Source organism: Streptomyces sp. SYP-A7185 (assembly GCF_046103685.1).
Lineage (GTDB): Bacteria > Actinomycetota > Actinomycetes > Streptomycetales > Streptomycetaceae > Streptomyces.
Genome location: NZ_CP122310.1, coordinates 8,256,979 through 8,282,829, shown reverse-complemented (window position 1 = coordinate 8,282,829; position 25,851 = coordinate 8,256,979). Strand labels below are relative to the sequence as shown.

Annotated in this window: 23 protein-coding genes; 8 read left to right on the top strand and 15 right to left on the bottom strand. The window is 71.6% G+C overall.

The genetic code is table 11. From position 1 onward, the window contains the following. The first annotated feature begins 100 nt into the window (after positions 1 to 100). A complete protein-coding gene (locus QBL25_RS36120) occupies positions 101 to 1,423 on the top strand; it encodes a helix-turn-helix domain-containing protein (RefSeq protein WP_409061163.1) in 1,323 nt (440 codons plus the stop codon). A gap of 54 nt (positions 1,424 to 1,477) precedes the next feature. Here the strand turns inward: QBL25_RS36120 and QBL25_RS36115 are convergent, their stop codons facing one another. The 3 genes from QBL25_RS36115 to QBL25_RS36105 form a co-directional block, all read right to left on the bottom strand. Beyond that, the gene (locus tag QBL25_RS36115; protein ID WP_409061162.1) at positions 1,478 to 2,272 is read right to left on the bottom strand and encodes an SDR family NAD(P)-dependent oxidoreductase; all 795 of its coding nucleotides are present in this window, start codon (positions 2,270 to 2,272) and stop codon (positions 1,478 to 1,480) included. 114 nt (positions 2,273 to 2,386) lie between these two features. Continuing rightward, positions 2,387 to 2,803: an SRPBCC family protein gene (locus QBL25_RS36110; RefSeq protein WP_409061161.1), complete on the bottom strand. Its 417-nt coding sequence runs from the start codon at positions 2,801 to 2,803 to the stop codon at positions 2,387 to 2,389. Positions 2,804 to 2,849: 46 nt separating this feature from the next. Then, positions 2,850 to 3,860: an aldo/keto reductase gene (locus QBL25_RS36105; protein ID WP_409061160.1), complete on the bottom strand. Its 1,011-nt coding sequence runs from the start codon at positions 3,858 to 3,860 to the stop codon at positions 2,850 to 2,852. Between the two features lie 140 nt (positions 3,861 to 4,000). Between QBL25_RS36105 and QBL25_RS36100 the strand changes: the two genes are divergently transcribed. Then, positions 4,001 to 4,900 carry a LysR substrate-binding domain-containing protein gene (locus tag QBL25_RS36100; RefSeq protein WP_409061159.1) on the top strand — a complete coding sequence of 300 codons (900 nt, stop codon included), beginning with the start codon at positions 4,001 to 4,003 and terminating at the stop codon, positions 4,898 to 4,900. A gap of 33 nt (positions 4,901 to 4,933) precedes the next feature. Here the strand turns inward: QBL25_RS36100 and QBL25_RS36095 are convergent, their stop codons facing one another. From QBL25_RS36095 to QBL25_RS36080, 4 genes are all read right to left on the bottom strand, one after another. Beyond that, positions 4,934 to 6,445 (bottom strand): acyl-CoA synthetase, encoded by a 1,512-nt coding sequence (locus QBL25_RS36095; RefSeq protein ID WP_409061158.1) that lies wholly within the window; start codon positions 6,443 to 6,445, stop codon positions 4,934 to 4,936. A 64-nt stretch (positions 6,446 to 6,509) separates the two neighbouring features. Then, positions 6,510 to 7,256: a succinate dehydrogenase/fumarate reductase iron-sulfur subunit gene (locus QBL25_RS36090; RefSeq protein WP_409061157.1), complete on the bottom strand. Its 747-nt coding sequence runs from the start codon at positions 7,254 to 7,256 to the stop codon at positions 6,510 to 6,512. Further along, positions 7,253 to 9,238: a fumarate reductase/succinate dehydrogenase flavoprotein subunit gene (locus QBL25_RS36085; RefSeq protein WP_409061156.1), complete on the bottom strand. Its 1,986-nt coding sequence runs from the start codon at positions 9,236 to 9,238 to the stop codon at positions 7,253 to 7,255. The genes QBL25_RS36090 and QBL25_RS36085 overlap by 4 nt, the downstream gene beginning before the upstream one ends. 3 nt (positions 9,239 to 9,241) lie before the next feature. Continuing rightward, on the bottom strand, positions 9,242 to 9,913 hold the full coding sequence (locus tag QBL25_RS36080) for a succinate dehydrogenase (RefSeq protein ID WP_409062903.1): 672 nt from the start codon (positions 9,911 to 9,913) through the stop codon (positions 9,242 to 9,244). A gap of 135 nt (positions 9,914 to 10,048) precedes the next feature. On the opposite strand from QBL25_RS36080, the gene QBL25_RS36075 reads away from it, so the two are divergent. Beyond that, entirely contained in the window at positions 10,049 to 10,927 is an 879-nt protein-coding gene (locus QBL25_RS36075; protein ID WP_409061155.1) for a LysR family transcriptional regulator, read from the top strand. Positions 10,928 to 10,980: 53 nt separating this feature from the next. Here the strand turns inward: QBL25_RS36075 and QBL25_RS36070 are convergent, their stop codons facing one another. From QBL25_RS36070 to QBL25_RS36055, 4 genes are all read right to left on the bottom strand, one after another. Further along, the gene (locus tag QBL25_RS36070; RefSeq protein ID WP_409061154.1) at positions 10,981 to 11,754 is read right to left on the bottom strand and encodes a VOC family protein; all 774 of its coding nucleotides are present in this window, start codon (positions 11,752 to 11,754) and stop codon (positions 10,981 to 10,983) included. An 11-nt stretch (positions 11,755 to 11,765) separates the two neighbouring features. Further along, positions 11,766 to 13,901 (bottom strand): putative bifunctional diguanylate cyclase/phosphodiesterase, encoded by a 2,136-nt coding sequence (locus QBL25_RS36065; RefSeq protein ID WP_409061153.1) that lies wholly within the window; start codon positions 13,899 to 13,901, stop codon positions 11,766 to 11,768. Further along, complete coding sequence (locus QBL25_RS36060) at positions 13,898 to 14,710, bottom strand: SAM-dependent methyltransferase (RefSeq protein WP_409061152.1); 813 nt, start codon at positions 14,708 to 14,710, stop codon at positions 13,898 to 13,900. Before QBL25_RS36060 ends, QBL25_RS36065 begins: the two co-directional genes overlap by 4 nt. A 312-nt stretch (positions 14,711 to 15,022) precedes the next feature. Beyond that, on the bottom strand, positions 15,023 to 15,994 hold the full coding sequence (locus QBL25_RS36055) for an SCO0930 family lipoprotein (protein ID WP_409061151.1): 972 nt from the start codon (positions 15,992 to 15,994) through the stop codon (positions 15,023 to 15,025). A 281-nt stretch (positions 15,995 to 16,275) separates the two neighbouring features. Between QBL25_RS36055 and QBL25_RS36050 the strand changes: the two genes are divergently transcribed. Next, a complete protein-coding gene (locus tag QBL25_RS36050) occupies positions 16,276 to 16,857 on the top strand; it encodes a hypothetical protein (RefSeq protein WP_409061150.1) in 582 nt (193 codons plus the stop codon). A gap of 15 nt (positions 16,858 to 16,872) precedes the next feature. Beyond that, a complete protein-coding gene (locus QBL25_RS36045) occupies positions 16,873 to 17,637 on the top strand; it encodes a hypothetical protein (RefSeq protein WP_409061149.1) in 765 nt (254 codons plus the stop codon). A 79-nt stretch (positions 17,638 to 17,716) separates the two neighbouring features. On the opposite strand, the gene QBL25_RS36040 is transcribed toward QBL25_RS36045, so the two are convergent. Then, the gene (locus QBL25_RS36040) at positions 17,717 to 18,358 is read right to left on the bottom strand and encodes an HAD family hydrolase (protein ID WP_409061148.1); all 642 of its coding nucleotides are present in this window, start codon (positions 18,356 to 18,358) and stop codon (positions 17,717 to 17,719) included. Positions 18,359 to 18,597: 239 nt separating this feature from the next. On the opposite strand from QBL25_RS36040, the gene QBL25_RS36035 reads away from it, so the two are divergent. Both QBL25_RS36035 and QBL25_RS36030 read left to right on the top strand, forming a co-directional pair. Beyond that, positions 18,598 to 18,816 (top strand): hypothetical protein, encoded by a 219-nt coding sequence (locus QBL25_RS36035; RefSeq protein ID WP_409061147.1) that lies wholly within the window; start codon positions 18,598 to 18,600, stop codon positions 18,814 to 18,816. Between the two features lie 327 nt (positions 18,817 to 19,143). Then, positions 19,144 to 19,680, top strand: a complete 537-nt coding sequence (locus tag QBL25_RS36030) for a hypothetical protein (RefSeq protein WP_409061146.1) — start codon at positions 19,144 to 19,146, stop codon at positions 19,678 to 19,680. A 259-nt stretch (positions 19,681 to 19,939) separates the two neighbouring features. Here the strand turns inward: QBL25_RS36030 and QBL25_RS36025 are convergent, their stop codons facing one another. After that, a complete protein-coding gene (locus QBL25_RS36025) occupies positions 19,940 to 20,440 on the bottom strand; it encodes a hypothetical protein (RefSeq protein ID WP_409062902.1) in 501 nt (166 codons plus the stop codon). A gap of 350 nt (positions 20,441 to 20,790) precedes the next feature. Between QBL25_RS36025 and QBL25_RS36020 the strand changes: the two genes are divergently transcribed. Next, the gene (locus tag QBL25_RS36020; protein WP_409061145.1) at positions 20,791 to 21,447 is read left to right on the top strand and encodes a class F sortase; all 657 of its coding nucleotides are present in this window, start codon (positions 20,791 to 20,793) and stop codon (positions 21,445 to 21,447) included. A 48-nt stretch (positions 21,448 to 21,495) separates the two neighbouring features. On the opposite strand, the gene QBL25_RS36015 is transcribed toward QBL25_RS36020, so the two are convergent. Beyond that, a complete protein-coding gene (locus QBL25_RS36015; RefSeq protein WP_409061144.1) occupies positions 21,496 to 22,344 on the bottom strand; it encodes a polysaccharide deacetylase family protein in 849 nt (282 codons plus the stop codon). A gap of 118 nt (positions 22,345 to 22,462) precedes the next feature. Beyond that, positions 22,463 to 25,765 (bottom strand): bifunctional lysylphosphatidylglycerol synthetase/lysine--tRNA ligase LysX, encoded by a 3,303-nt coding sequence (lysX, locus tag QBL25_RS36010; protein ID WP_409061143.1) that lies wholly within the window; start codon positions 25,763 to 25,765, stop codon positions 22,463 to 22,465. Positions 25,766 to 25,851 lie beyond the last annotated feature (86 nt).

Sequence of the window (25,851 nt, the reverse complement as noted above, 5' to 3'; positions counted from 1 at the left end):
GTGTCCTGTCCGAGGAAACAGGGAAACACGATCTTCGCGGGAAAACGGACGCGATGCCGCCTCCGGGCCCGCCACACGGAAACGGCATTCTGGGGGGTTCATGGGCGCGTCGAAATTCGCCGGGCGGCTGCGGAGGGCCCGGCTCGAACGGAAGATGACCGTCCGGGAGCTCGCCCGCAGAACCGGCTACAGCTTCGGCCAGCTCAGCAAAGTGGAGAACGGACACGCGCGGGCGAGCGAGATGCTCGCGCGCCAGTGCGACGCGGCGCTGGGCCTCGACGGAAAACTGATTGCCTCACTGACGGAGCAGGCCGACGGCGAAGACCCTCCCGGGGAGGGGGCGGTGGCCCGGTCGGGCGACCGGTATCGAAACTGGTGCCTGTCCCTCAAGGTCGACGGGGCGAGCGAGTTGTTCCGGCTCTCCGACCACCCCGGCCGCCCCCTGCACGCACCAGGCCCGCCCCTCATGCGCTACCCCGCCGCCAGGATCTCCGCGCCCCCCGAGGCTCGCTTCGGGAGCCACGCATTCGACGCCATGACCGCGCTGCACGAGAGCACCCGCATCCTGGGCCGTACCGCGAGCCCCGGAGTGGTGCTCCCGCTGGCCATCTCCCAGGCGCACATGCTCCGTTCGCTCGCCCGAGACGTCCGCGGGCAGGACCGCAGGAGGCTGCTGGCCCTCGGGGCCCGCGTCTTCGAGCACACCGGCTGGATGGCCCAGGAGGCCGGGGACGACTCGGCGGCCTTGTGGTGGACCGACGACGCCGTACAGGTCGCGGCCGAACTGGGCGACCTGGACATGCCGCGCTACGCCCTCATACGCCGCGCCCTCGTCATGTACTACCAGCGCCGGCCGGCCCGCACGATCGACCTCGCGGGCCGGGTGCTCGACGACTCCGCCGCCGCACCCGCCCTGCGCTGGATGGCCGCCCAGCGCGTCGCCCAGGGACACGCGCTGCGGGGCGACCACGCCGCCAGCATGCGGGCCCTCGAACAGGCCGAGCGGCTGCGGGAGTCGGCCGGCGCCGAGGCCCCGGGCCACCCCTCCCTCGGACCCGCCTTCGCGCCGGGCACGACCACGCTCATCACGGGCTGGTGCCTCTACGACGCCGGTCGCCCCGCCCGGGCGGCGGAGGCCCTGCGCCAGGGGCTGGCGGCCATTCCCGCCGACGCCCACCGCGCCCGTGCCCGCTTCACCGCACGCCTGGCGCTCGCCCTGGCCGCGCACCACGAACTCGAAGAGGCCGCCGCCTGCCTGGACGAGGCGCTCGGGCACGTCCGCCGCGTCGAATCGGCCACCGTACAGGCGGACTTGGTGGAACTGGGCCGGGTCCTGAGCCGCTGGCCCGGAGCACCGGTCGCCCGGGCCGTCCGGCTCCGCCTCGACGAGGCGATCCATGGCTGGAGCGCGGAGGAGGACTGACGCGGGGCCAGAGAACTCTGGCCCCGCGGGCGAAACCGGCTACGGAACGGTCGGCTACGGGACGATCGCGTCCACGTAGCCGCCGTCGACCCTGATCGCGCCGCCCGTCGTGGCGGAGGCGAGCGGGGAGCTGAGGTAGACCACCATGTTGGCGATCTCCTCCGGCTCGATGAGCCGCTGGATCAGGGACTGCGGACGGTGCTTGACCATGAACTCGCGCTGCGCCTCGTCCCAGGGCAGCGCGGAGTCGACCAGCTCGTACACGAAGTCCTCCACGCCGCCGGTGTGCGTGGGGCCCGCGATCACCGAGTTCACGGTCACGCCCGTCCCGGCGGCCTCCTTGGCGAAGCCGCGGGAGACCGCGAGGAGCGCGGTCTTCGACATGCCGTAATGGATCATCTCGGCGGGGATGACGAGCGCCGAGTCGCTGGCGATGTTCTGGATCCGGCCCCAGGAGCGGTCCTTCATCCCGGGCAGGTAGTGCCGGATCATGCGGACGGCGGTCAGGACGTTGACCTCGAAGTAGCGGCGCCATTCGTCGTCGCTGATGTCGAGGGCCTGCTCCGCGCCGAAGACGCCGAGGTTGTTGACGAGGATGTCCGCCCGGGGGACGGCGGCGAAGACCTGCGCCGCGCCGTCGTCGGTGGAGATGTCGCCGGGGGCCGGGAGGAACTCGGCGCCGCCGTGCTCCTCCTTCAGCCGCTCGACCGCCTTGTCGACGGACGCGGCGGACCGTCCGTTGACGGCCACCCGGGCGCCCGCCTTGGCCAGGCCGGCCGCGATGGCCGCCCCGATCCCCTGGGTGGACCCGGTGACGAGGGCGGTCTTGCCGGAGAGATCGACGAGCATGCTGCGTACCTCCTGCTGTGGTTCGACGGGGCGGGGCCTCGTACGCGGCCCCGCCTTGCCCCCGGGCCCAGTAGATCATTCCGGGGGCCCGGGCGACTGCGGGATCGGCTGCGGTCAGGCGGCGAGGGTCTGCTTCAGGGCGGCGAGGCCGTCGCTGAAGATGCCGTGGAAGAGGGCGACGACCTCGTCGTCCCCGACGCCCACCGGCGTGAAGACGCCGGACCACTCCACCCGGGAGGCGTCCTGGCCCGGCACCTCGTGCACCGCGAGGGTGGCCACGTAGTCGGTGGCGGGGAAGGGGGCCTTCAGGATGGAGTAGCTGTAGGTGCGCGCCTGCTCGTCGAAGCGCAGGAGGCGTTCGACGATGAGGCCGCCGTCCTCGCTCGTGAGGCTGCGGACGCGGCCGCCCTCGCTGGATTCGCTGGAAGGGATGAACGGCAGCCAGTCGGGCAGCGAGTCGAAGCCGCCGATGAGCTGCCAGACCCGGTCGGCCGGCACGGGGATCTCGACGGACGCGGAGGTGGAAGCCACGGTTTCTCCTTGAGAGGGGTGCGGATGTACGTGTAGGGGTGGAGCGTCAGGCGGTCGGGACCGGCGCGTCGGGGGCGATCAGCCGCTCCGCGCGCAGGTCCGCCCAGAACGCGGCCGGGACGCTCGCGCCGAGCGCGGCGACGTCCTCGGCGATGCGGCTGGGCTTGGTGGCCCCGGGGATGGCGGCCACGGTCGCCGGGTGGGCGAGGGAGAACTGGAGAGCGGCGGACTTGATGCCGACGCCGTGCCGCTCGGCGAGCGCCTTGATGCGCTCGACCTTGGCGATGATGTCCGCGGGCGCCTTCTGGTATTCGAAGTGCTGTCCGCCCGCGAGGATGCCCGAGCTGTAGGGGCCGCCCACGACGACGTCGACGTCCTGCGAGGCGGCGGCCGGCAGCAGGCGCTGGAGGGCGCGGTCGTGGTCGAGGAGGGTGTAGCGGCCCGCGAGGAGGAAGGCGTCGGGCTTCGGCTCGTCCAGGTCGAGGGTGAGTTCGAGCGGCTCCACGCGGTTGACGCCCAGGCCCCAGGCCTTGATGACACCCTCGTCACGCAGCCGGTCCAGGGTGCGGAAAGCGCCCGTACGGGCCTGCTCATAGGCGGCCAGCCATTCGTCGCCGTAGAAGTCCTGCGCGACATCATGCACCCACACGACGTCGAGCCGGTCCGTCCTGAGCCGCTTCAGGCTGTCCTCGATGGACCGCAGGGTGGCGTCGGCCGTGTAGTCGTTGACCATCTTGTTCGGGCGGCCGTGCTCGAAGAGGCCGCCCTTCTCGCCGAGGTCGCGCGCGGCGGGGTCCTCGACCTCGTCCAGGATGACGCGGCCGACCTTCGTGCTCAGGACGTAGTCGTCGCGGGGGTGGGCCGCCAGGACGTCGCCGAGGCGGATCTCCGAGAGGCCGGCGCCGTAGAAGGGGGCGGTGTCGAAGTAGCGGATGCCCTGGTCCCAGGCGGCCTCGACGGTGGCGGCGGCCTCCTCGTCGGGGATGGCGCGGAACATGTTGCCGAGGGGGGCGGTGCCGAAGCCGAGTGCTCCGGGGAGGAGGTGCTTGATGCTCATGGGGGGTCCTCGCGATGGTGGATTTACGACGGTTCCTTATGGTTCGGGTGATCCGTCGGCCTTGCGAGTTCGAGGTTAGGATCGATGCTTGAGACTGTCCAAGACTCGCTTGGACACACTTGAGTCCCCCGAGGTCTTACATGCTTGACCTGCGACAACTCCGCTACTTCGTGGCCGTCGCCGAGACGGAACACGTCGGCCGGGCCGCGGAGGCGCTGCACATCTCCCAGTCGCCGCTCAGTCGCCAGATCGCCCAGCTGGAGAAGCAGCTCGGCCTGACGCTGTTCGAGCGCAGCCAGCAGCGCATCCGCCTCACGGCCGACGGCCGGGTCTTCCTCGGCGAGACCCGCGCCCTGCTGCGGCACGCCGACCGCCTGGAGAACCTCGGCCGCAGGCTCGGGCGCGGCGAGGAGGGCGGCCTGTGCATCGGGTACGTGGGCGACGCCATGCACACCGGCGTCCTGCCGGGCGCGCTGCGCACCCTCCAGGAGGAGCGGCCCGGCATCCATGTCGCCCTCTACAGCCTCTCCACGGCGGAGCAGTTCGAGGGCCTGCGCCAGCGCAGCCTGGACATCGCCCTGGTCCAGGAACCGCCGGGACCGGACGATCCGGACCTCCTGGCGGCGCCGCTCCTGGAGGACCCGCTGCTGCTCGCGCTGCCCGCCGGCCATCCGCTCGCCGCGCAGGCGGAGTTGGCGCCGGACGACCTGGACGGGCAGGCCTGGATCGCGGTGGAGAACTCCCAGGACCCGGCCTGGCGCGACACGTTCCTCGCCTCGTGCGTGGCCTCCGGCTTCACTCCGGACATCCGCCTGGACGCCGCCGAGCCGCTCACCGCGCTCGGTCTCGTCGCCTCCGGTCTTGGCCTCGCGCTCATCCAGAAGAGCATGGTGCGCGGCACGACGGACGGGGTCGCCGTGCGCGAACTGCCCTGGCACAAGGCGTCCGTCCATCTGTGGGCGGCCTGGCACCACGTCGATCTGCGGCCGGTGGTCGCCTCCTTCCGCGAGACGGTCCTGGCGAGCGGCGACACCGACTGACGGCCGCCGTCAGCGGGACGACACCAGGGCCGCTCACTCCCAGTACGACCTGCGCAGCGAGGACTTGGCCAGCTTGCCGGTGGGGGTGCGGGGCAGCGTGTCCGTGAAGTCCACCGAACGCGGCGCCTTGTAGTGGGCGAGGCGCTCCCGCACGAAGGCGATCAGCTCCCGCTCCAGCTCGGGACCGGCGTCGACTCCCTCGGCCGGGCACACCACCGCCTTGACGGCCTCCCCCATCTCCGGGTCGGGCACGCCGATCACGGCGACGTCCGCGACCGCGGGATGCAGCACGAGACAGTCCTCGGCCTCCTGCGGATAGACGTTCACGCCACCAGAGATGATCATGAATGCCTTGCGGTCGGTGAGGAAGAGATAGCCGTCCTCGTCGACGTGCCCGATGTCCCCCGTGGTGGTCCAGTGGGGATGCGCGGGATGCTGGGCCTCACGGGTGCGGCCCTCGTCCCCGTGGTAGCGGAAGGGCAGTTCCTCGCGCTCGAAGTAGACGATGCCGGTCTCGCCGGGCGGCAGCGGCTCGCCCGCATCGTCGCAGATCCGCAGCGCGCCGAGGAAGCCGTCCTTGCCCACGGACCCGGGCTTGCGCAGCCACTCCTCGGGCGAGATGAAGGTGATGCCGTTGCCCTCCGTCGACGAGTAGTACTCGTACAGGATCGGCCCCCACCACTCCAGCATCCGCCGCTTCACCTCGACGGCGCAGGGCGCGGCGGCGTGGATGGCGACCTTCATCGAGGACAGGTCGTGGCGCTCGCGCACCTCGGCCGGCAGCTTCAGCATCCGTACGAACATGGTCGGCACCCACTGGCTGTGCGTGACCCGGTGCCGTTCGACGGCCGCCAGGGCGCCCTCCGCGTCGAAGGCGTCCATGAGGACGACCGTGCCGCCGAGCGAGGTGACGACTCCGCAGAAGCGCAGCGGCGCCGCGTGGTAGATCGGGGCGGGCGAGAGGTAGACGGTGTCCTCGCCGAAGCCGTACATGGCCTGGAAGATCAGCACGTAGGTGCTCGGCTCCTCGCGCACGTCACCTTCGGGCAGCGCGGGCTTGATCCCCTTGGGGCGGCCCGTGGTGCCCGAGGAGTAGAGCATGTCGGCGCCGCGCGGCTGGTGGGCGGGCGGCCGGGCGGACGCGGCCTCCAGGGCCTTCTCGTACGTCCCGTCGTCGAGGCCGAGCAGGAGCGGCGGCCCTCCGGCCGACTCCACGACGGCCGCGCCGAGTTCGGCGAGGGAGCCGGAGATGATCAGCGCCTTGGCGCCGCAGTCGCGGACGATGTAGGCGGCTTCGTCCGTCGAGAGGTGGTGGTTGACGGCGGTGAGGTAGAGGCCCGAGCGCAGCGCCGCCCAGTAGACCTCCAGGGCGCGCGGGTCGTTGTCGCACAGGAGGGCGAAGTGGTCGCCCGTGCGCAGACCTGCGGCCCGCAGATGATCCGCGAGCCGCAGGGAGCGTTCTTCGAGCTGTCCGTAGGTGAGGGTTCGTGTGCCGTCAGCGGTGACGACGGCCGTCCTGGCGGGGTCGTACGCTCCCGGATGCATGCGGGCGACGGTACAACAGCGCCTTGACGGAGCGTCAGACCTCGTGAGCGACCCGGTGGTTCGGCTAGCGACTCACCTTCCGGGTGGCCCTCAACCACTCCTTGTTCATGGCGGAGATGGACGGCAGCGGAATGCCCTTGGGGCAGGCGGTCGCGCACTCTCCCGTGAGCGTGCAGCCACCGAAGCCTTCCTCGTCCATCTGCGCCACCATGTCCAGCACCCGCGTCTCCCGCTCGGGCGCGCCCTGCGGCAGGACGTTCAGGTGGTTGACCTTGGCCGAAGTGAACAGCATCGCCGAGCCGTTGGGGCAGGCCGCCACGCACGCCCCGCAGCCGATGCACTCCGCGTGCTCGAACGCGAAGTCCGCGTCCGGCTTCGGCACGGGCGCCGCGTGGGCCTCGGGCGCGGCGCCGGTGGGGGCGCTGATGTAACCGCCGGACTGGATGATCCGGTCGAAGGCCGAGCGGTCCACGACCAGGTCCTTGACGACCGGGAAGGCCGAGGCGCGCCACGGCTCGACGTCGATCGTGTCGCCGTCCTTGAAGGAGCGCATGTGCAGCTGGCAGGTGGTGGTGCGCTCGGGTCCGTGCGCGTCGCCGTTGATGACGAGCGAGCACGCGCCGCAGATGCCCTCGCGGCAGTCGTGGTCGAAGGCGACCGGGTCGTCGCCCTTGACGATGAGCTCTTCGTTGAGGGTGTCCAGCATCTCCAGGAAGGACATGTCGGAGGAGATGCCGTCCACCTCGTAGGTGGACATGGCGCCGTCGGCGTCGGCGTTCTGCTGGCGCCAGACGCGCAGGGTGAGCTTCATGCGTAGCTCCGCTGAGTGGGGTGGACGTACTCGAAGACGAGGTCTTCCTTGTGGAGGACGGGGGCGTCACCGGTGGCGGTGAACTCCCAGGCGGCGGCGTACGAGAACTCCTCGTCCACGCGTGCCGCCTCGCCGTCCGGGGTCTGCGACTCCTCACGGAAGTGGCCGCCGCAGGATTCGGCGCGGTGCAGGGCGTCGAGGCACATCAGCTCGGCGAGCTCCAGATAGTCGACGATGCGGTTGGCCTTCTCCAGGGACTGGTTGAACTCCTCGCCGGTGCCGGGGACCTTGAGCCTGCGCCAGAACTCCTCGCGGATCTGCGGGATGCGCTCCAGGGCCTTGCGAAGACCCGTCTCCGTACGGGCCATGCCGCAGAACTCCCACATCAGTTCGCCGAGTTCGCGGTGGAAGGAGTCGGGGGTGCGGTCGCCGTCGACGGCCAGGAGCCGGCTGAGGCGGTCGGCGGTCTCGTCCAGCACCTCGCGGACGACGGGGTGTTCGTCGGAGATCTCGTCGTGGTGGGGGTGGCGCGCGAGGTAGTCGTTGATCGTGGACGGCAGCACGAAGTAGCCGTCGGCCAGGCCCTGCATCAGGGCGGACGCGCCGAGCCGGTTGGCGCCGTGGTCGGAGAAGTTGGCCTCGCCGATCGCGAAGAGGCCCGGCACGGTGGTCTGCAGGTCGTAGTCGACCCAGAGCCCGCCCATCGTGTAGTGCACGGCGGGGTAGATGCGCATCGGCGTCTCGTACGGGTTCTCCGCGGTGATGCGCGCGTACATGTCGAAGAGGTTGCCGTACTTCTCCTCGACCTTCTTCTTGCCCATGCGCGCGATGGCGTCGGCGAAGTCGAGGTAGACGCCCTGTCCGCCGGGGCCCACTCCCCTGCCCTCGTCGCACACGTTCTTCGCGGCGCGTGAGGCGATGTCGCGGGGCACGAGGTTGCCGAAGGAGGGGTAGATGCGCTCCAGGTAGTAGTCGCGCTCGTCCTCGGGGATCTGGCCGGCCGGGCGGTCGTCGCCCTTGGCCTTGGGGACCCAGATGCGGCCGTCGTTGCGCAGCGACTCGCTCATCAGCGTCAGCTTCGACTGGTGGTCGCCGGTGCGCGGGATGCACGTGGGGTGGATCTGCGTGAAGCAGGGGTTGGCGAAGTAGGCGCCGCGCCGGTGGGCCCGCCAGACCGCGGTGGCGTTGGAGTTCATGGCGTTCGTCGACAGGTAGAAGACGTTGCCGTAGCCACCGGAGGCCAGGACCACCGCGTCGGCGAAGTACGTCTCGATCTTGCCGGTGATCAGGTCGCGGGCGACGATGCCGCGGGCACGGCCGTCCACCACGATGACGTCGAGCATCTCCGTGCGCGGGTGCATCTCGACGTTCCCGGCCGCGATCTGCCGCGAGAGCGCCTGATAGGCGCCGAGCAGGAGCTGCTGGCCCGTCTGGCCGCGGGCGTAGAAGGTCCGGGAGACCTGTACGCCGCCGAAGGAGCGGGTGTCGAGCAGGCCGCCGTACTCGCGCGCGAACGGGACGCCCTGCGCGACGCACTGGTCGATGATCTCCACCGAGATCTGCGCGAGGCGGTGGACGTTGGACTCGCGGGCGCGGAAGTCGCCGCCCTTGACGGTGTCGTAGAAGAGCCGGTGGACGGAGTCGCCGTCGTTGCGGTAGTTCTTCGCGGCGTTGATGCCGCCCTGCGCGGCGATGGAGTGGGCGCGGCGCGGCGAGTCCTGGTAGCAGAACTGCACGACGTGGTAGCCCTGTTCGGCGAGCGTGGCGCCCGCGGAGCCGCCCGCGAGGCCGGTGCCGACGACGATCACGGTGTGCTTGCGGCGGTTGGCGGGGTTGACCAGCTTGGCCTCGAAGCGGCGGGTGTCCCAGCGTTCGGCGACGGGGCCTGCCGGGGCCTTGGTGTCGACGACCGGCTCCCCGGTCGCGTACTCGGCGTACTCACGCGAGGAGTGGACAGAGGCGTGTGCGGGGGAGGAATTCATCTGCTAGCTCACCACTCCGGTCATGACGGCCACGGGGACGACGACGAAGCCCGCCGTCAGGACCAGCGCGAGGCCATTGGCGATGATCTTGAGGGCGCGGTCGCGGCTCGCCTTGCCCGCGCCCAGGGTCTGCGCGGCGCTCCAGAGCCCGTGCCGGACGTGGAAGCCGAGGGCGACGACGGCGACGATGTAGATGACGTTGCCGTACCACGTGGAGAACGTGTCGATGATGTTCTGGTACGGGTGCAGGTGCTCGTAGCCGCCCGGGTGCACGGTGCCGGTCGTCAGGTCCAGGATGTGCCAGACGATGAACAGGGCCAGGATGATCCCGCCCCAGCGCATCGTGCGGGTGGCGAAGCTGGTGCCCGCCTTCTTGTGCACGTACTTGGTGGGGCGCGCCTTGATGTCGCGGCGGCTGAGCTGGTACGCGGAGGTGGCGTGCGCGACCACGGCCGCGACGAGGACGACGCGGATGAGCCAGAGCGTCCACTCGTAGTGCATGAAGGGCTCGCCGACCGTGCGCAGCCAGTGCGCGTAGTGGTTGATCTCCTCGGGCCCGAAGAAGATCTTCAGGTTCCCGATCATGTGGGCGATCAGGTAGAGCAGCATGATCAGGCCGCTCACGGCCATCACTGTCTTCTTGCCGACGGACGAGTCCCAGATCGTGCGCGTCATCGACGACCGTTTTCGGTCCGTCCGCGTTGCCAGAGCCATGGGACCGACGCTAAGGCCGAAGGTCCCGATCGGTCCAAGAGATGGATCAGCTCATCTCGATAGCGAATGGCTATCATCGGCCGTACCCTGCCGTATATGCAGTTCCAACAGCTCCTCTACTTCGTCGCGGTGGCCGAGACCAGGCACTTCACCCGGGCCGCCGAACAGGTGCACGTCTCGCAGCCCTCGCTGTCCCAGCAGGTCCGCGCCCTGGAGAAGGAGCTGGGCGCCGAGCTGTTCAGCCGGGCCCGGGGCAACATCGCGCTGACCGACGCGGGCGAGGCCCTGCTGCCGCTGGCCCGCCGGATCCTGGCGGACGCCGACACCGCGCGGATCGAGGTCCAGGAGCTGGCCCAGCTGCGGCGCGGCCGGATCCGCCTGGGGGCCACGCCCAGCGTCTGCACCGGTCTGCTGCCGGAGGTCCTGCGCGCCTTCCACGACCGGCACCCCGGCATCCAGCTCCTCCTGGAGGAGGGGGGCTCCCACGACCTCGTACGGGAACTGGCGCGCGGCGCCCTGGACCTGGCCGTCGTCGTGCTCCCGCTGCCCAGCCCGTCACCCGCTCTGACCACCGTGGAGCTGCTGCGCGAGGACCTGGTCGTGGTGTCGTCGCCGGACGCGCGCCCGTTCGGCGGCAAGGCGGTGCGGGTGGCGGATCTGCAGCGCGAGCGCCTGGTGATGTTCCGGCACGGCTACGACCTGCGGGAGCTGACGGTGGCCGCCTGCCGGGCCGAGGGGTTCGAGCCGGAGTTCGCGGTCGAGGGCGGCGAGATGGACGCGGTCCTCGGCTTCGTGCGGGCCGGGCTCGGGGTCGCGGTCGTGCCCCGCATGGTGGCCGAGCGGGCCGGCCCCGGGCTGCGGATGGCACCGCTGGCCCGGCCGACCCTGCACCGCACGATCGCCCTGGCCCACCGCAGCGACGTGGCGCCGCCACGGGCCGCACGGGAGCTCCAGAGGATGCTGCTGGAGCGGTGAGGGGGCGATGCCCGCGGCCCCGGTGAGGGCCGGCCGCGCAGGTCCCCGCGCTCCTACGGGCCCGCGGGCGCCTGACGGGCGGAGGGCAGGCCGCCGGTCTCGGGGTTCCTGATCGTCAGGCAGTACGTGCCGCCCGCCGGGTCCCGCATCACGATCCAGTGCGGGCCGCGCCACACGGTCTCGGCGCCGAACCCCTCGTGCCGGACGCGATCCGCCTCGGGGTCCGAGCAGGAGAAGTCCGGATGCGCCCCGACCGGCCCCGCGTCCAGGCGCTGGAGCAGGATCCGGACCGGCAGCCGGTCGGACGGCTCGACGAGGTGGAACTCGGGGCGCGAACCGGGGCGGTCGGACCATCCCGTGAAGGCGGGCCAGAACCTCTTCTCCGCCTCCCACACCTCCGGCGGCACATCGAGGCACACCTGGTCCAGGCGGCTGGTGGTCCCGTCGGGCGCCACCAGCGGCGCGGGACGCGTCCGCTCGCCCTGCCACCGCACCACGCAGAACAGCTGACCGCCCGGAGAACGCAGGACCTCAAGGCCCTCCTCCGCGAAGACCGGCGTGGCCCCCAGCGCGCGGGCCTCGCGCGCCGCGGCCGGCACGTCCGCCACGGAGAAGTCCAGGTGCGCGCCGCCGGGTCCGCCGACCGCCTGCGCCTTCAGGAAGGCATCGGCCTTCTCCGGCAGCAGCGTCACGAACTGCCCGTCCTCGCCCCGGAACGCGGACAGCCGCGTCCCGGTGACCGCCGTCCAGAAGGCATGGGCCTTGGCGAACCGGTCCGCGGGCCGGTCCACGAAGGCGTACACCCACTGGATCTCTCCGGAGGCCATGGCCGTACTCCTCAGGTCGTCGCGTCGGCGAGCGCGAGCTCGTGCAGCTGGTCCGGCGGGCCGGGGCGTGCGTAGTACCAGCCCTGCGCCGTGTCACAGCCCAACTGTCGCAGCTGCTCGGCCTGGGCGCCGGTCTCCACGCCCTCCACCGTGACCGCGAGGTCCAGGCTGTGGGCGAGCGAGACGATCCCCTCGACGAGCTTCAGGTCGCCGGGGTCGGCGGGGAAGTGCTGCATGCCCTGGGTGAAGGAGCGGTCGAGCTTGAGGATGCTCACCGGAAGCCGGCGCAGGTTGGCGAGGTTCGAGTAGCCCGTGCCGAAGTCGTCGAGCGCGATGTCCACGCCCATCTCGGCGAGCCGCCGCAGCGGCTTGAGCAGGTCGTCGTCGGCGCCGATCAGCGCGGACTCGGTGACCTCCAGGCACAGGGCGCCCGGTTCGAGCCCCACGCGCTCCAGGATCTCCACCGTGTCCGAGACCAGGTTGGGGTGGTTCAGCTGCATGGGCGAGAGGTTCACGTTCACGCGCAGCGGCCCGGCGTCCTTGTGCCGCGCCGTCCACGTACGGGCCTGGCGGACCGACTCCTCGAGGACCCAGCGGCCGAGCGGCACGATCAGACCGGTGTGCTCGGCGAGCGGGATGAACCGGTCCGGGCCGATGATGCCGTGCTGCGGGTGCAGCCACCGCACCAGGGCCTCCGCCCCGCGCACGCTGCCGTCGCCGAGGTGCACCAGGGGCTGGTACTCGATGAAGAACTCGCCCCGCTCCAGGGCGGCGGGCAGCGCGGTGGTCAGACCGTGCCGGGTGATGGCGCGGGCGTCGGCCTCGGGGTCGGCCAGCTCGAAGCGGTTGCCGCCCGCGGACTTCGCGCGGTACATCGTGATGTCCGCGCTGCGCAGCACCTCGGCGGCGCCGCGCTCCCCGGCCGGGCCCTCGACGATGCCGATGCTGCCGCGCACGGTCAGCTCGCGGCCCTCGACGCGGATGGGCGTGGACAGCGCGTGCATGATGCGCCCGGCGAGGTCGTCCACCTCGGTCTCGGTGTCGTGGCCGGTGGTCAGCGCGACGAACTCGTCGCCGCCGAGCCGCGCGACCATCTCGCCGGGCGCGGTGGCGCACGACTGGAGCCGGTCGGCGACCTCCACGAGGAGCCGGTCGCCCGCCGCGTGCCCCAGGCTGTCGTTGACGGTCTTGAAACCGTCGAGGTCGAGGTAGCAGAGCCCGAACCGGGCGCCGTCGCCCGCCGCGAGGGCCTTCTCCAGGCGCTCGAAGAACAGGGTGCGGTTGGGCAGACCGGTGAGGGCGTCGTGCGTGGCCTCGTAGCGAAGGCGCAGATTGAGCAGCCGCCGCTCGGTGGTGTCCTCCATCAGCGCCAGCTGGTACTGCGGCACCCCGTCCGCGTCCCGCAGCAGCGAGACGGTCAGGTTGGTCCACAGGACGGTGCCGTCGGGCCGGTAGAAGGCCTTCTCCACGCGGTAGTGCTCGCGCTCCCCGCGCACCAGCTCGTCGTAGAGCTTCCACACGTGCGGGGAGTCGTCCGGGTGGGTCCACTCCCCGACGTTGCGGCCGCGCAGCTGGCTCTCCAGGCCGCCGAACATGCGGATCAGCGCGTCGTTCACCTCAAGGACCGTGCCCGTGAGGTCGGCTATGCCGATGCCGATCGCCGCGCCGTGGAAGACCGCGCGGAAGCGGGCCTCGCTCGCGTGCAGGGCCTCGGCGACGGCGCTGCGGGCGTCCAGGGCGGCCCGGGAGATCGCCTCCTGCTCGGCGAGGGTCCGCTCGCGCAGGGCGGCCGCGAAGCCCGCGGCCACGGCGTGCTGAAGGCGCGCGCTGCGGGCCCGCAGCTCCTCCTGGGGTCCGTCGTCGCCGCAGTACAGGACGAGGTAGGCGTCCACGCAGTCGAGCGTGCGGCTCAGCGCCTCGGGGTCGGTGCAGTGCGTGCCGACGAGTGCGGCGCCGATCGCCTGGCCCTCGGCCGCGTCGAAGATCCGCTCGTGCAGCGCGGCACGCAACCGCCGCGCCAGCGGCACCAGTTGCTGTTCGAACTCGGGACGGGTCAGCGACGTCGCCGTCACCGGGAAGATGGCACGGCTCCATATGGTGGCGAACCTGCGCACTCTGTCCTCGGGGCCGTCCGGTTCCCCGCTCATGCCCTGCGCCCTACGCCGCCGAGCCCGGAGAAGGCGTACGGATCCTCCTCCTCGGGCGCGGTGTCGGGCCGCCAGCGCGGCATCGGCACGAGGCCGGGTTCCACCATGTCGTATCCCTCGAAGAACCGCGCGATCTCTTCGCGCGAGCGCATGATCAGTGGATTGCGGATGTCCTTGTAGACGCCGACCGTCTGGCCGGCCTGCTCGGCGGGGATCGGCATCCCTTCGTACGCGGCGTGCGTGAGGACGATCATGCTGCCGGGCGCGAGTGCGTCCCGCAGCTCGGCGACCGCCGTGTAGGGATCGTACGCGTCCTCCACGAAGTGCAGGACGGCGACGAGGAGAAGGGCGACCGGCCGGTCGAGGTCGAGGAGTCCGTTGACCTCCGAACTGCCCAGAATGTCCTGCGGTTTACGCAGATCCGCGGAGAGGACCGTCGCTTTCTCGTCACCGTCGAGCACGGCCCGGCTGTGCGCCACGGCCACCGCGTCGTGGTCGACGTACACCACGCGGGACCCGGGGTCCGCCTGCCGCGCCACCTCGTGCACGTTGCCGAACGTGGGAATGCCCGAACCGATGTCGAGGAACTGGGTGATGCCTTCGGCCACCGCGAAACGTACGGCCCGGCGCATGAAGGCACGATTCGCCTGCATCACCTTGGGCAGCCCCGGCATGAACTCCATGGCCCGGCGGGCTGCGTCCCGGTCGACCTCGAAGTTGTGCGAACCGCCCAGGTAGTAGTCATAGATGCGGGACACGCTGGGCATCGTGATGTCGATGCCCTGCGGGGCCCAGGCGGGACGCTCCATCAGGACTCCAAGACGTAGGCGAGACGAGCCGGTGTTCGAAGTGAGGCTACTGATCGTCCGCCAAGGGAGCGAGTCAAAACGGAAATTGGTCGTCCGTTCTCGGTCACTGCCCGTGGCAAGTGCCGAATATCAACCCAAAGAACCGGTCCGTTCCTTCCCCGGGAGGGGGAAAGGAACGGACCGGTAGACCGTACGCGAGGTACTTCTGAACGACCCCCCTTCTCGGCTGACTTCTTCTTCGCACGTGCCCTTCGGCGCCCGGCTTCTGTACCTCTATTTCCCGTACGTCTTTTTCCTGTACGCCGACTACGCCTACTTCGGGGCGCCGACAGGCTTTCCGTCAGGGCCGGCGGCGTACCAAGTGCCGCCCACGCCCTGCCCGTTCGTGTCGCCGGGCTTCTTGTCGCCGGCGAAGGTGTACATCGGCCAGCAGTCGATCGTCTGCTGGCGCTGTCCGTCGGGGCGGTCGAAGACGACGAACCCCTTCTTGAGGATTCCCTTGGTGTCGTTCTTCTCCACGGGCGGGACCACCGGCCACTTCTTGAGGCAGGCCCCGGTGCACGCGGACTTCATCGGCCAGGCGGAGTCCTTCGTGAAGCGGTAGACGGTCATGCCGTTCTTGTCGACGACGATCTCCCCGAGCTTGGGGTCCTTGCGGGTGGAGAGCCCTGCCGGGTCGACGGGAGCCGTCTCGGCGGGGGGTTCGGCCTGGTCGGCGGCCGGGGCGGCCTTCTTGCCGTCGGGGGCCGCGGCGTACCACGTGCCGCCAACGCCCTGGCCCTTGGCGTCGCCCGCCTTGGTGTCCTTGGCGTACCGGTACATCGGCCAGCCGTCGATGGTCAGCTGCTTGCTGCCGTCGGACCGGGTGACCTCGCCGAGCAGGGACTCGTCGACGCCGGGCGGGGCGACCGCGCCCTCCGGCGAGGCGACGGGCCAGGTCGTGGCGCAGGCGCCGGCGCAGTTCGACTTGGGGGGCTGGGCGGTGTCCTTGTCGAAGCGGTAGAGCGTGAAGCCCTCGCTGTCGGTGACGACCTCACCGAGCTTCTTGCTGTCCCAGATGGCGAGCTGACCGGCGGCTTTCGCCTTTCCGGCGCCTTCCTTCGCGTCGCCGGTGTCGGCGCCGTATCCGTCCCCGGCCCCGTACCCGTCCTGCTTGGCCGGGGCCTGGTTGCCCACGTTCTGTCCGTTCGGCGACTGGTCCCCCTTGTCCTGACCGCACGCCGTCGTCAGCGCCAGCATGGCCGCAGCTGTCGCTACGAGTGAGGCGCTCCGCCAGGTCTTCATGTTGAACTCCCGCTGTCCGCTTGGGTGTCGCGTCGCTGAGTGCGTCACGCATGGCCCTAGGTACGGGTGGAGGCGCCTGATGCGTTCAACCGGCGTTCAAGATTCTTTTGCGAGCAGGCTCGCGCCGGGCGGTTCAGGGAGGCCGCACCCGGCCGTGCGGGAAGCGCGCGCCGGGTGTTCGTCAAGCCGGGGCCCGGCGTCTCCTCCCTTCGGGTCACAGAGGGGCGCCACCGGCGTGGCAGGACGACATCCTGCCCATGATCCTTGTCGTGCATGGATCCATGAGGGCCTCGTCCGGCCTGGTCACACGCTTACCGGCGCTTCTGGTGCTCGCCTGGCTGCTCGGTGCGCCGGCGGCCGCCGCGGCGCCGGTCGTCGCACCGGTCATCGCGCCCGCCGACAGCTGCGCCTACGCCTCGATCGGCGGCGATCCCGGCGGTGACGCGGTGGCCGTCGCCGGCGACGGAGTGGTCTGCCGGGCGGGCCCCACCCACCGCCCGAAGCCTCCGCCGAAGCCGGCGCCTCCGCCACCACCACCGCCCGCTCCGGCTCCTCCGCCACCTCCGCCCGCACCGGAACCACCGGCGCCGGAGCCACCGCCACCGCCGCCGCCCCCGCCCGCGCGCCCGGCTCCTCCCGAGCCCACGCCGCCCCCGCCTCCGCCACCACCGCCGACGCCGGCCCCGAAGTCCGAGCCCGCCCCCGCTCCTCGCGTCAAGATCACCCCGAAACCGGTGAGTTACCCCTCGTACCGCGCCGCGCCCCGCAAGACTCCGCCCCGCAGCGGCCCGTCCCTGGTCTCGCTCACCCTGCTCGTCACCGCGCCCGCGGTGCTCGCCGTCGCCGCGCTGCGGCCGCGCTGACCCGTAGGAGGTTCCATGTCGGAATGGCTTGTTCTCACCCTCGCGATGGCGGCCGCGTGCGGTGTCGTCCTCGTCGTCACCTTCCTGCGGCACCGCAGGACGAGCCCGGACTACGACGCTTCGGAGACTCCGGACGTCATCGAGTACATGACGATGATGATCGGCGTGGTGTACGCCATCGTCCTGGGCCTGGCCATCGCCGGTGTCTGGGAGGCCCGCAGCGTCGCCCAGGACCATGTGCACGCGGAGGCCCAGGCGTTGCACGAGGTCTCCGAGCGGTCGCGGGTCTACCCCGCCGACGTCCGCGACCGCATCCGCGCGGACGTGCACGCCTACGTCAGCCACGTCGTCACCACCGAGTGGGACTCCATGGCCGACCGCGGCGAACTCACCGACCGCGGCGGTGAACTCCTCACCCGGGTCCGCCACGACGTCACCGACTACGAGCCCAAGTCCGACCACGAGGCGCAGGCCTACCAGCCGCTCGTCGACGCGGTGGCGGCCGCCGCGGACGCGCGCAGCTCCCGTGCCGACAGTGCCGGGGCGACCATGCCCGGGGTGGTGTGGTTCGGGCTGATCACCGGGGGGCTCGTCACGGTGGGCATGATCTTCGCCCTCCAGATCCGCCGCACTGCGCGCGAACTCATCCTGGCGGGGCTGTTCTCGGCCTTGATCGCCTTCCTGCTCTTCCTGATCTGGGACTTCGACGCGCCCTACAGCCGTGGCGTCGCGGCCACGCCGGAACCGTTCCAGGCGCTCTTCAGCCATCTCGGGGGGTGAGGGGGAGTGCCGCGGCCCCGCCCCGGGCTTCGGGACGGGGCCGCGGCACCGGTAGGTGCGGGGACGGCGGGTCAGGCGTTCACTCGGCGACGAGTGAGGCGACCTGCGTGAGGGAGTCGATCCGCCAGTCCGCGGTCTCGACGAGGGTCGGGTCGTCGGCCCACCAGTGCCCCCAGGGACCGCGCCGGATGTGCGCAGCTTGTAGCCCGGCCGCCTTCGCCGGGTAGATGTCGTTCGCGGGGTGGTCGCCGACGTACAGCGTCCGTTCCGGTGCGGTCTGAGCCGCCTCGGTCACCCGCGCGAAGAACGACGGGTCCGGCTTCGCCACGCCCCACTCCCCCGAGGTGGCGACGAGGTCGGCCGGCAGGTCCAGGGCACGCAGCAACTCGCCCACGCGGGCCGTCTGGTTGCCCGCGATGACCACCCGCAGCCCCTGTTGGCGCAGCCCGCCGAGAGCGGGACGCACATCGGGGTACAGGTCCGTCTCGGCCAGGTGCTCGCCGCGCCCGGCGACCTCGCGGGCCCGGTAGGCGGCGGCGACATCTATGTCCGGGCTGAGCAGCCGCAGCGCTTCGGTGGTGTCGCTGCCCCGCGTGACGACACCTCCCACGAGCGCGGAGACGGTGTGGCGGGGCACGCCGAGCCAGTCGGCCCAGGAAGCCCAGTAGCGGTCATCTTTGGTGAGGGTCTCCCCCACGGCGAACACGACGGTCTCAATCATCGGGGCCAGCCTATGGGCCCACGCGCCGCCCACCCGGCCGCCCGAGCCGCGCCGCGCAGACGGGTTCGCCCGGACCACCGCGCGATGCGGCACAGTTGCCCGCAGCGGTTACCCCGGCCCCAACCGAGGGCCGGGGCCTCGTGCGGTTCTGGGTCCGATTCAGGTTCGGCGGCAGTGGTTTCGCACGCGGGTCCGTAAACCGGGCTGCGCGGCGGCTTCGCGCGGCGCACTCTGGTGGCATGACCTGGCAGACACCCATCATCGTCCATCCGCCCGCAGCCGACGGCGGACGGCGGATCACCGTGCGCGGTCAGGACGTCGGCGTCGCGCGCGACGACCGCGACCTGGTGGAGTTCCTGCGCCGCGCGGGCCTCGGCGACGCCGACATGGCCCTGGACGACCCCCACCTCGTGGAGTGGCGCGGCGGCGGGGCGCATGTGTGGACGAAGGGTTCCTGAGCGGAGGGTGAGTTGGGCCGCGGGCCGGGGCCCGGTGTTCGAGGCGGGCGCGCGGGCGTGACCGACCGTCATGCGCGGGGCAAAGCCTGGAGGTGTTTCCACCTCGTCCGGGCACGCACGTCCCTCTACACGTCCCAGCCGCTCATCCCCGCCACGACCCCCGCGACACCCCGCCCCGTTCCCCTGTCCGGCCCACACCGTTGCCCCGTTCGCGCGGCTGCGATCGCGGGAGGAGGGCTTGCTGTCTAGCGTCTGCCGTATCGAGGTGCATATCAGGAGAAAGCGGAAGAAGGTCCGCGGCTGCTCCTCGGGACCCGGAGGAACATCATGCGCGCGATACGCGTCGCCTCGGCCGCTCTTCTCGCCGCCTCGGCCCTGACCCTCGGCGCCACGCCGGCCTTCGCGGACGAGGGCGACACGAACAACAACATCACGTCGTTCGGCTTCCGCGTCACCCCGTCCACCATCGCCGCCGGTGGCCAGGTCACCCTCAGCGTGGACGGCTGCGAGGGGAACGCGACCGTCACCTCGGGCGTCTTCGACGACGCGAAGATCCACAAGGGCCAGCAGTCCACCACCGCGACGGTCTTCGAGGACGCCAAGCCGGGCGCGATGTACGAGGTGACCTTCGACTGCAAGGGCGAGAGGGGCACCACCGACCTCACCATCGCCACCGGCCGCCCCACCCATCACCCCACCTCGCACCCCACGGGCCCGACCCACCACGGGGTCAAGGCCGGCGTCGGCGGCAGCCTCGGCGGGCTCGACCTGCACGAGATCGCCCTCGGCAGTGCCCTGATCGTGGGCACCCTCGGCACCGCGTACCACTGGACGCGCCGCCGCACCGGGAACGGCGAGTCCTGACCCGCGTCCCGATGCCCCGGTCGCCCGCTGAGCCGAGCGGACGACCGGGGCATCGGCCTGCCGGGAGAGCGCGTTCCGCCGTCTTCCCGAGCGGCGCGGAAGGGGGTCGCGCCGGCCGGGAGGGGAAACGGAGCGGTTCACACCCGGCGTACGACGAGTGCGCGGGACGGCGCGGGAGCGGTGAGCCGGCAGGCGGCGCCCGACGTGCGAGGACGGGCGCGCCGGCCGCTTCAGCCCGCGCCGGTGCCTGAGCCGACCGTCAGATCCCGCGTTCCGTGTTCTCCGAGCGGCGGCGCATCCAGAACACGCCTCCGCCGACGAGGGCGACGGTCACCAGTGCCCCGCCGATGGCCATGTCCGTGCCGGTGGCGCCCGTACTGCTGCTGCCGCCGAGACCACCGCGGACACCGCCGTGGATGACGGTGAACGCGTCGGGCTTGGTGAGGGTCTTGCCGCCGCAGTGCACGGTGATGCTGTGGGCCCCGGGGCTGGCGTGGTGGTAGACCATGGGGTTCGCGCTGGCCGTGCCGCCGCCCATGGTCTTCAGGTTCGTGTCGGGGAAGGCGTTGGACGTGACCTTGCTGCCGGGCGTGTGGCAGGCCGAGCCGTCGACCGTGACCGTCAGCTGGCCCCCGCGGGGGATCACGCTCGGCATGGCGACGATGTTGGACGGGTCGGCCCAGGCCGACGCCGTCGGGGCGGCGAGGCCGACGACGGCGCCCGCGGTGACCGCGACCGCGAGGGCACGGGTGGTGCGCATACGAGAAACACGCATGTGAATCCTCCGCGGAAGACGCCCCGGGGTAACCGTCCCCGGTCGATCGGCGAGAGCGCCTCCCGAACTGACCCTCAGTTGCCCTGCTCAGACCCGCATTTCGGCGATCGGCCGTCCTGGTGAGGCGACACGCCGAAGCGCGCCCGCGCAAGGCGATGTCGCCGCAGGTCACGGACCGTCAGAAAATTCCTGGGAATCCCGACTCGGATGGCTCATGCCCGGTATGGGCGCCACCCGTTCGCTCCCGCTCTGTCGCCCGCCGCGCGCCCCACGCTTAGCGTTCTTGTACGCGCAACGGACGCGGTGCGAATGCCGCGTTGAGAGGGGATCAGAGAATGCCTTCGTCCCAGCCGGCCGATGAAGAGGAACCGCAGCGGAAGCGCGCGCCGTGGGGCGTCATGGCGCTCGTTCTGCTGACCGGTCTCGCACTGATCCGGAATGGCTCAGGGGAATTCGACGTCGGTCCCCCGCAGCCCGCGTCGGCCGCCGCCGCGGACCAGGCGCCCGAGGGCGCGGGGCGCACGGTCGCGCCGCTGACCTTCTCCCCCGCCGAGCGCGTGGGGATCAAGGGAATCCGGGTGGACGCGCCGGTCATGCCGGTCGGGCTGGATCAGGACGGCTGGGTGGACGCGCCGCCGCCCGAGGACCCGAACCTCGCCGGCTGGTTCACCGGGGCCGTCTCGCCGGGCGAGAAAGGCACGTCCGTGATCGTCGGGCACGTCGACAATCAGCAGGGGCCCGCCGTCTTCTACGGCCTGGGTTCGCTGAAGAAGGGAAATCGCGTCGAGATCCTGCGCAGGGACCGCAAGACGGCGGTTTTCGAGATTTACGGGATCGAAGTCTTCGAGAAGAACAATTTCCCGGGCAGTCGCGTCTACAGCGACAAGGGAGCTCCGGAACTGCGCGTCATCACCTGCGGCGGCGGATTCTCCAAGCAATCCGGTTACGACGGGAATGTCGTCGCTTTCGCCCGCCTGGTGGCCGTGCGCTGACGGCGGAAACCACCGACGGCAGAACACGGCACCAGGCGGGCGAAGCCCCTACATCCCCTGGCGGTGCGGCACGGTGAGCCGGTAGCCGGAATCGATGAGTTCCGGGAGATACGTCCGCAGGGCCTCGACGCTCTGGGAGCGGTCGCCGCCGGCGTCGTGCGAGAGCACCACGACCCCGGGCCCCGCACCGGCCCGTACGCGCCGGATGATCGTCCCCGTGCCCGGCTCGGTCCAGTCCAGGGTGTCCACGGTCCAGGCCAGGGGCTCCATGCCCAGGTCGGCGCCGAGCTGGAAGGCGTTGCGGTTCCAGGCCCCGTAGGGGGCGCGGAACCAGGCGGGCGGTTCGCCCACGGCGTCCTCGACGACGTCGCAGGTGCGCTCGATCTCGTCGCGCATCGCGCTCCGGCTCATCTTCGGCAGCAGCGGGTGCGTCCAGGTGTGGTTGCCGATCAGATGCCCGTCGTCGGCCATCTCGCGCAGCAGGTCCTTGTTGTCGACGGCCATCTCGCCGCAGACGAAGAACGTCGCGCGGACGTCGTACTTGCGCAGGGTGCTCAGGATGCCCGGCGTGTAGCGGGGGTCGGGGCCGTCGTCGAACGTCAGGAACATGCTGCGGCCCTGCCCGTCCATGCGCAGGATCGGCGCCTTGCGGACCCGCGGCAGGGCGCGTGCGGCGCGCGGCGGCCCATGGCCCGTCATGGGCTGGAGGCGGTACGCGGAGGGCTTGAGGGCGGCGCGCGCGGCGGGCGGACCGCCGGCCGCCGCACCGCCGGAGGCCGTGGGTCTCGGCGTACCGGAACCCTCCGTGCCCGCGCAGCCGGCGGTGGCGGCCAGACCGAAGACAGCGGCGCCGCGCAGGAGTGCGCGACGCCCTGGAGTCATTTGATCCTTTTTCATTACTAATCAGTCGCATGGCGCAAGGCCGACGCGGAACATCAACACCGCGGCGGGCCGCGAAAGCACCCGATGGGACCAGCAGCGACGGGGGCCGGGCGCCGGTGACGAGGGCCGGGCGTCAGCGTCGGCGTACGAGCGGGAACGGCAGCGTCTCGCGGATCGTCAGGCCGGTGAGGAACATGACGAGCCGGTCCACGCCGATGCCGAGGCCCCCGGTGGGCGGCATCGCGTACTCCAGGGCGTCCAGGAAGTCCTCGTCCAGCTCCATCGCCTCGGGGTCTCCCCCGGCGGCGAGCAGCGACTGCGCGGTGAGGCGGCGGCGCTGCTCGACGGGGTCGGTCAACTCCGAATAGGCGGTGCCCAGTTCGGTGCCGAACGCGACCAGGTCCCAGCGCTCGGCGAGGCGCGGGTCGGTGCGGTGCTGGCGGGTCAGCGGCGAGACGTCGGTGGGGAAGTCCTTGTAGAACGTGGGCAGCGTCGTCTTCTCCTCGACGAGCCGCTCGTACATCTCCAGGACGACGTCACCGCGGCCGTCGTCCGGCCGGTAGGGGACGTCGGCCCGGTCGCAGAGCTGGTGCAGCCGCGGCAGCGGGGTGTCCGCGTCGATCTCGTCGCCGAGCGCTTCGGAGAGCGCGCCGTAGACCGTCTTGACCGGCCAACGCCCCGAGATGTCGTGCTCGGTGAGCCGCCCGTCCGCGTCGGCCTTGCGGGCCACGGGCGCGCCGAAGGCGGCGATCGCCGCGCCCTGGACGAGTTCGCGGGTGAGGTCGAGCATCACGTCGTAGTCGGCGAAGGCCTGGTAGGCCTCCAGCATCGTGAACTCGGGGTTGTGTTTGTAGGAGACGCCTTCGTTGCGGAAGGTGCGGCCCATCTCGAAGACCTTCTCCATGCCGCCGACGCACAGCCGCTTCAGATACAGCTCGGGTGCGATGCGCAGATAGAGGTCGAGGTCGTAGGCGTTGATGTGGGTGGTGAAGGGGCGGGCGTTGGCGCCGCCGTGGATCTGCTGGAGCATCGGGGTCTCGACCTCCAGGTAGCCGCGGTCCAACAGCCCCTGCCGCAGCGCCTGCACGGCGGTGGAGCGGGCCCGGACGACGTCGCGGGCGCCGGGGCTCGCCACCAGGTCGAGGTAGCGGCGGCGGACCTTGGCCTCGGGGTCGGCCAGGCCGCGGCGCTTGTCGGGCAGCGGGCGCAGGCACTTGCCGGTGAGCTGCCAGGCGGTGACGAAGACCGTGAGCTCGCCCTTGTCGCTGGTGCCGACCGTGCCGGTGGCGGTGATGTGGTCGCCGATGTCGGTGCCGGAGGTGAAGCGTTCCAGGAGGGCGGGGCCCGAGCGGTCGCGGGTCAGGGCCAGCTGGCGGTCGCCGGACCAGTCGCGCAGGACGGCGAAGACGACCCCGCCGAAGTCGCGTACGAGCATGACGCGCCCCGCGACCGTGACCTCATCGCCCGTGCGGGCGGACGCCACCTCGGCGAGGGTGTGGGTGCGCGGCGGCAGGCCGACGGGGTAGGGGTCGACGCCGTCGGCGCGCAGCCGGTCGAGCTTGCGGTGGCGGACGCGCACCTGGTCGGGGAGCGCCGCCGCGGGGTCGCTGTCCGTGGCCTCGCCCTGGCCCGCGAGGCCGAGGGCGGAGATCGGCGGGAGTCCCTCGGTGCTGGTGGGCTTGGTGACGCCCTTGGTGCCCCGGCCCTTGCCCCAGAGCGTGCGCAGCGAGGGCACCGAGACGAAGCCCTCGGCGATGCCCGACGCGAGACTGATCCGGGCGAGGGCCCCCGCGTCGCCGTAACAGATGAACCGCGGGTACCACTCGGGGTGGTACTTGGCGTTGGAGCGGTAGAGCGCTTCGAGCTGCCACCACTTGGAGAAGAAGAGCAGCAGCTTGCGCCACAGCCGCAGGACGGGCCCCGCGCCGATGCGGGCGCCCTCCTCGAAGACCGAGCGGAACACGGCGAAGTTCAGGGAGATCCGGCGCACCCCGAACGTGCCCGCGCCCGCGCAGAGTTCGGCGACCATGAACTCCATGACGCCGTTGGGCGCGGTCGCCCGGTCGCGGCGCATCAGGTCGAGCGAGATGCCGTCCTTGCCCCAGGGGACGAGGGAGAGCAGGGCGATCAGCCGCCCGTCGGCGTCCAGCGCCTCGACCAGCAGGCAGTCGCCGTCCTCGGGGTCGCCCAGCCGGTCGAGCGCCATCGAGAAGCCGCGCTCGGTCTCGGTGTCCCGCCAGGCGTCCGCCTTGTCGACGATCTCCTCCATCTCCTGGTCGGTGAGGGTGGAGTGGCGGCGGATGCGGGTGGTGGCGCCGGTGCGGCGGACGCGGTTCACCGCCTGGCGGGTGACGCGCATGTCGCGGCCGTCCAGGTCGAAGCCGGCGACGTGCAGGATCGCCTCGTCGCCGAGCTGGAGCGCGCCGAGCCCGGAGCGGGCGTACGCGGTGGCGCCTTCCTCGGAGGCGCCCATCACGGCGGGCGCCCAGGCGTACCGCCGGGCCACGTCGAGCCAGGCGCCGATCGCGTGCGGCCAGGCCTCGCGGTCGCCCACGGGGTCGCCGCTGGCCAGGCAGACGCCGGCCTCGACGCGGTAGGTGACGGCGGCCTTGCCGCTGGGCGAGAAGACGACGGCCTTGTCGCGCCGGGTGGCGAAGTAACCCAGCGAGTCCTGGGCGCCGTAGGTGCCGAGGAGCGCGCGGATGCGGGGTTCCTCGTCGCCGTGCAGGGCGGCTTCCATGCGCTGGGAGCGGAAGAGGGCCGCGGCGGCGTTCAGGAGCGCGAGGGCGCCGAACAGGCCGAGCCAGAAGTGCAGGGCCCGCGGGGGCCTGCCGTCGAAGTAGTCGTGGCCGGTGAAGAGCCCGCCGCAGACGCGGTTGGCCGCCCACGGCAGGGCCTGGCCGCGCGGCAGCGTGCCCGGGAAGAGCGCGACGAGGCCCCAGCCGACCAGGATCGCCGCGGCGAGGCCCGCGAGGAGCACGAGGACGGCCCGCCGGACCGCGCCGCGGCGGGAGTCGGCGGAGAACTCCTTGCGGGCCAGGACCAGCAGGACGAAGGCGATGCCGCAGACCACGAGGGAGGGCAGCGAGTCCGCCCAGAAGCCGAGGGCGATGCCGAGCACGTCGAAGGCGAGGAGCAGCCCCAGGTAGACGATGACCAGCCACCACGCGACCTTCTTGCGGGCCGCCGTCGCCGCGGCGAGCAGGAAGAGGAAGACGGCGTACGCCAGGTTGGCGCTGACCGGGACCGTCAGGAGGTCGAGGAGGCGGACCACCGGGCGCAGGAGGTGGCGCAGCGGGGCGATGACCGCGAGGATCGCGCAGAAGAGGCCCAGGGTGCCGAAGAAGGCGGCGCAGCCTTCCGGCACCCGTCTGAGGAAGCGGTCTCGTGCGTGCTGCGGCGGCGCGGCGGCGGGCCTCTCCACGGTGGTGCTCATGGATCGACCCTAGGAAGGCTCGGCCGGTGCCGCCCGTCGAGACGGTGGGCCCCGGACCGTGCGCCGCCGCGGCCGTGGGCGCCCTC